This window comes from Ruixingdingia sedimenti (assembly GCF_031432425.1).
Lineage (GTDB): Bacteria > Pseudomonadota > Alphaproteobacteria > Rhodobacterales > Rhodobacteraceae > Ruixingdingia > Ruixingdingia sedimenti.
In genome coordinates, this window is sequence record NZ_JAVKPH010000082.1 from 1 (window position 1) to 5,142 (window position 5,142).

Genomic DNA, 5,142 nt, shown 5'->3' on the forward strand with positions numbered 1-5,142 from the left:
TTGGAAATTGTCATCGTCAGTGCTCCCTTCAGGAAGCATGGACCGGTTCAGCGATACACAGAAGACAGGACACTCTCCTTTCGAGCAGCTGTTGAAGTTCATATGCGCGCCATTCGTTCCGGAAGGCGAGGACGCTGTCATGTGTGGACTGCACGTCGCGGCGCAGCTTCTCTAGCCGCTGACAGACTATCGCCGTTCCAGCGGCACTGACGCCGAGGCTCGCGATCGACCCTGCCAGAGTTGCCACCTGCAAACCCTGCATGGCACCCAGCATCGACTGCATCACATCGATACGACGCTTGATCTGTTCATTCTGGACGACGCTGATAGCGCCTGTGACCAAAGAACCTGCCGAGGTTACACCCGTCAAAGACGAGAGAACCGAGCCCAGCGGCTGAATGACTGAGAACGCGCCCGTTTCCTGCAGATGGGCCACAATGCCACCACCGTTCGCATTGATCAGCAGCGCTCCTCGGCGGATCAGCTTTCCCGCCTCCCACATTGCTTGCAGTTCTGGCGGGACGACAAACGAATAGGTCATGATGCGTTCTCGATACGCTGCTTGTATGCTTCATCAAGGCGACGCAGATGGCGGCTAAGGACAGACCCTTCCTCGCTATCGGTTGCGACAAGCAACCGCGTCACCGCATTCTGAACCAACTGTAGATAGGCCTGCCGCTTTCCACCTACCACTGAGGCAGCTGACCAGGCGAATACGGCAGCACCCACAGTAACAGCCAATGGGGCCGCGACAGCCGAGGCGGCTCCAAGACCAAGCATCCCAAGGAGTCCTGGGGACGCACGTGCCGCAACTGTCGCCACAGCGGCTGTGCCGCTGCCGCCAAGGGCCAGTTTGCTGAGATCCCTTCCGCTCCAGCCGGAATACCCGGTCAGGTCATCGTTGCCGGACGGGTTCGCCGTAAGGACATGTTCCAACTCGCTTGCAAGGTGCACTTCGGCCTGTTGAATTCCCGCGAGGATTTCAAGCTCAAGTGCCTTTCTTTGCGAGGATGTTTCCCAAATCAGTTCCTGCAGGGGCAGAGCGTCTATGCGCGTCCGCGCCAATTCTCGCAGTTCAGCATCCCTGCACTGGCAGAATTCACGAGCAGACCAGCGTTGCTCCTGCCACCAGTCGATAGCAGCTGCCTGTCGCAATGGGTCAACATTGTCCCGAACCGATTTCCGCCCGCCCCCTTCGTGGCCGACAGTACCAGCAGATCCGGATATCTCTTCACGCTCGGCCATTGCTTATCATTCACCTGATCGCCCTGAAGAAGCCGTCGGATTCTGTAGTGGGTTGGGATCCGACGGCCTGCAATCCATTCCTAAGAAAAACGCCGCTGGAGCGCCACACGATAACTGTAGGGTGCCACTTCCTCGACCGTCACCATGTCCCCGGCGCGAACGCCATGCCGTTCGAAGAACTCCCGGATCCAGCCACGCTTGCGGAAGAACTTCTTCTCGCCATCGAGGTCTGTCATGACAACGGCCGCTCCACCCCAGTCCACAGCAATTTCGCGCTGGGCGGCCGAGGCACGGTTTGATCCGCCGATCGCATCTGCCGGGAACTTCTCGAAGAACCCCCTGAGATATGGCTGTGGTTGATGTTGCCCTGCTTGATTTCGGTCGTGCCGATGTGGCGCCCGGCATGCTGGCGCGGGTTCGGGTCTGACGGCATCGATGCGGCCGCGGGCTCGTGGACAACCATCACGGTGTTGTGGTCGTCCTCGATCAGGTCGAAATCCTCGTCGTCCACAATCACAATCTGGCTCGTCGGAACCGAAGGCTGCATGCGAACGGGCTGAACGCCCTCGGCACGCAGGACCACTTCCGCCGCTGCGCGGGCATCCTCGCCTGCGTCATGATGCTCGAACACGAGGCCAAGGTGCTGCTTGAGGCTTGCGAGGCCATGGCCGCCGTTGCCCCGCAACTCCGGCCAGGCGGCGCGGGCGACGTGGACGCTGTCGCGCCAGTCCCACTCCGGGACGGGCAGGTCGCAGTTGCCACAGGCAGCGGCGACGGCGCTGCGATCAAAGCCAGAATGCTGATAGACCGTCGCCCCGTTCAGCGCATCCCGCAGGACCGGCAGCACCTCGGCAAACGTCGGGGCGCCCTGCACCGTGCGGGCACTGATCCCGTGAAGGTAGGTAAACACCCAGCGCTCCACCTGCGGGTCAACGTAAGTCACCCAGGTCTCGATGGAATTGTCGGGGCGCACACAGGCAACACCGATCTGGCAGATGCTGCCGCGGTCGTTGTTCGCCGTTTCGACGTCCAGAGCAAAGAAGCGGAACGGGCCCTTGGGAAAGGGCGTGACGCGCGTCTGCCGCGTGGCCGCGGGCTTCGGCGCTGGCGCCGCTACAGGAGCAACCATCGCGGAAAGGAAGCGCAGGCGCTGCCTTTCGATAGCCGCCTTTTCGCGGGCGCCCCAGCCAAGGCGGCGCAGCGTGGCTTCGACCAAATCGACCGGTTCGTCATAGGCCTGCATCCGGCGCCGGTTCCAGGCGATGGCAGGATCGGGCGCGAGGGAGAGCACCTCGGCCTCCAGCCGCGCGATGTCGGCGGTGTCGGGCAACGGAATCCAGACAGCGCGGCAGTGATCGACGACGAATTCGTTGCGCAGCGCCTTGGCGATGTCACCATCGGCCTTGGTCAAAGCATCCGTCCGGTCGCGCCACATCCGCCCGGTGTTGTACATGGCAGAAAAGTAATGGCTCATGCCTTCCGATCCGGTCCGATGGCGCCGGTGGATCCGCTCGTAGAAGGTCTGATCGGTGGAGCTGGTCGAGCCGATGTAACGCAAATCACCATGGTGATCGACGAGGCCGTAAAGGCCGCGTGCATCGCGCGGCGCCTGAACGGTCGGGCGGGGCGCCGCTTCGAGAAGGGCGGACAGAAGGTCTTCGGCAGAGAAACGCGTCATCATCAAACTCCGGATCACATCGACATCAACTGGCGGCGTTCGATGCGCTTCCAGTCGCGCCCCGACACAATGCCCCAGTTGCCCGCTTCGTTCGGACGGCGCCAGCGCGGCGTGGCCATCTTCTGCAAGGCAGCAAGAGCCTCGTCGAAGTTGTCATAAGGGCGGTCTTCGTCCTTCGCGCCGACCCTGAACACGCCACCCCGTGCGACGCCCGGGTGGAAATAGCTGCCGTCAGCGGCGACGGGGACGAAAACCACCTCGTCCGAGAAATCCGGGCTCGGCGCCTCGGGCACCACCTCATCGGGCTGCTGCCAGATAGAGGCAAAGAATTCCTTCCGCCCCTTCAGCCACGCGGCTGCGCTGACGGCCGTCACCCGCTGGCCGACCTTTTCCAGACCGCCATCGCCGCTGGACAGGATGTTCCGGATCCGGCCTTCCGTGACGCCGCCGAACAGGGCGAGCGACTGCAGGTCGACCTCGCCTGCGCCGGTATCGATGGCATGGCGCGAGAGGGCGAGATTGATGATCCGGGCAATCACGCCCTGCGGTTCCGGGTTCGCAGCCTGCCGAAACTGGTCAAGCTGCTGAGCCAGCGTTTCAACCCAAGGCTTGCGGGCATCGAACGGGATTTCGGCGGGAAGCACACCGTAGAGGCCGTAGATGCCCGCGTTGTCGATCAGCTTCGTGCCCGTCCAGTGCGGCGTCAGAACCGGGTCATAAGTCTCGAACGCCTCGCGCCAGGTCTCACCCTCGACATCGGGACCATGCAGCATGGCGAAAAGATGCGGCGCGACGTCCTCTGCGCCGAGGATCATCTCAATCACGCGGAAACGGGAGGCGAGAAGCTCGAGAAGTTCGGGTCCGTAGTCCCAGTTCTGCCGGTAGTCGATGTTATCGGCGCTGAAGTATCCGGCCAGTTCGCGGTGGAACCAGGTCTCGCGGCGCTGCTCGGCCGTCATGGTTTCGGGGGTCAGGGCGGGCATGTTCATGGTCTTGTCCTTCAAGCGTGCAGGCGGCGGATCATGGCGCGGAGGTTGTGGCGCGCACGGTGATCGGAGGGCGTAGATGCCGCGATTAGGAACCCTCTCTCGAAATGAAGAGCGTAGTGACGACCGCGCGGCTCGATGCCGAGCAAGTCAACACCTTCAGCACGACACAGCTGCTGATACTCTCTGACGACCTTGCGCATGAGGCAATCTCCGTGAAATCATATTTGTTGTCTCATATATATTCGCCGTTCCGCACCTTCGTCAACCACGTTATTTCACGCTTCACACATTTTGCCTCGACAACGCGATGGAGCCCAAGCGATGCCTCTGGCGAACTGTTTTTCCACGCATTTTCATGCACAAAGCCTTGCCGCGCCAAGCGGCAGAAAGCGGTGATGCGCGGTTTCACGCACCTGCCAGCCTTATCCACAGCTTCATTCGGACCACCCCCTTGCTCCGAATCGAAGCCCGCGGCACGGTGCACCCTTGAGGAGAGCAGCCCTCAACCAAAAGCATAACAGGTCTATCGGAACGGCATTCTGGCAGGGTCGAGGCGCTTTGGCGCCCCTAACGACGTTGTCACCGATCATGTTTTCCCCCGCGCCTTCACGACGCGGGCTGCAGGAGGTTTGAGCAAAGCCGATCCTCTGTCAGTAGGAGGATGTATTGATCATGGGCTTGCCGCCACGCGTCTATTTCACCGTTCACGAAGTCACCGCCCGCTGGGGCTGCAACATCGCCGATGTCGCCGGATGGGCTGATGCAGGCCGGTTCCGAATCCTAACTGGCATCCCTGCCGTCCGCTGCGGCGACGAGGTCGTAGCGGGCAAGGTGGTGCTGTCCCCGATGGAACTGCTGCCCCTGTTTCGTCGATGCGGGACGGGACCGACCGAAGGCGTCATGCGCCGCATCCAGCCCATGGGGCGCCAGGACTGGCTGCTGATCACCGATCCTGCGGGGGGCATTCCCGTCGCCGTGGCCGACATGCTGATCCTGGCCGAGGAGGTCCATGCCTTCGAGGAAGAGAACGAGATGGTCCGCCGAGTGACGAGCGGCCCCGGCGTAACGACGCCCTATGATTGGGAAGGCATGATGGTCGCCCTGATCCATCGCATCCACGAGCAGGGCCTTCCCGCGACGCAGGCAGAGCTGGTCGCCGAGATGCAGGACTGGTTCGCCGATCAGTCGGATGGCCGGAAGATCCCCGACAGCCGCAGCGTCCGGCGCAGG

The 5,142-nt window shown here is 62.3% G+C and carries 7 protein-coding genes; 1 reads left to right on the forward strand and 6 read right to left on the reverse strand.

Going from position 1 to position 5,142, the window contains the following annotated elements; genetic code table 11:
* Nucleotides 1-28: 28 nt before the first annotated feature.
* The 6 genes from RGD00_RS22950 to RGD00_RS22975 all read right to left on the reverse strand — a co-directional run bounded on the left by RGD00_RS22950 (nt 29) and on the right by RGD00_RS22975 (nt 4,112).
* A complete protein-coding gene (locus RGD00_RS22950) occupies nt 29-541 on the reverse strand; it encodes a hypothetical protein (protein WP_310459556.1) in 513 nt (170 codons plus the stop codon).
* Nucleotides 538-1,245 (reverse strand): hypothetical protein, encoded by a 708-nt coding sequence (locus RGD00_RS22955; RefSeq protein WP_310459557.1) that lies wholly within the window; start codon nt 1,243-1,245, stop codon nt 538-540. Before RGD00_RS22955 ends, RGD00_RS22950 begins: the two co-directional genes overlap by 4 nt.
* 80 nt (nt 1,246-1,325) lie before the next feature.
* The gene (locus RGD00_RS22960) at nt 1,326-1,481 is read right to left on the reverse strand and encodes a hypothetical protein (RefSeq protein ID WP_310459558.1); all 156 of its coding nucleotides are present in this window, start codon (nt 1,479-1,481) and stop codon (nt 1,326-1,328) included.
* Nucleotides 1,478-2,923: a 3'-5' exonuclease gene (locus RGD00_RS22965; RefSeq protein ID WP_310459559.1), complete on the reverse strand. Its 1,446-nt coding sequence runs from the start codon at nt 2,921-2,923 to the stop codon at nt 1,478-1,480. Before RGD00_RS22965 ends, RGD00_RS22960 begins: the two co-directional genes overlap by 4 nt.
* Before the next feature lie 14 nt (nt 2,924-2,937).
* On the reverse strand, nt 2,938-3,912 hold the full coding sequence (locus RGD00_RS22970; protein ID WP_310459560.1) for a hypothetical protein: 975 nt from the start codon (nt 3,910-3,912) through the stop codon (nt 2,938-2,940).
* 11 nt (nt 3,913-3,923) lie between these two features.
* Nucleotides 3,924-4,112 carry a hypothetical protein gene (locus tag RGD00_RS22975; RefSeq protein WP_114350963.1) on the reverse strand — a complete coding sequence of 63 codons (189 nt, stop codon included), beginning with the start codon at nt 4,110-4,112 and terminating at the stop codon, nt 3,924-3,926.
* A gap of 472 nt (nt 4,113-4,584) precedes the next feature.
* On the opposite strand from RGD00_RS22975, the gene RGD00_RS22980 reads away from it, so the two are divergent.
* Nucleotides 4,585-5,142, forward strand: a 558-nt coding sequence (locus tag RGD00_RS22980) for a hypothetical protein (RefSeq protein ID WP_310459561.1), incomplete at its 3' end; no start/stop codon positions are given.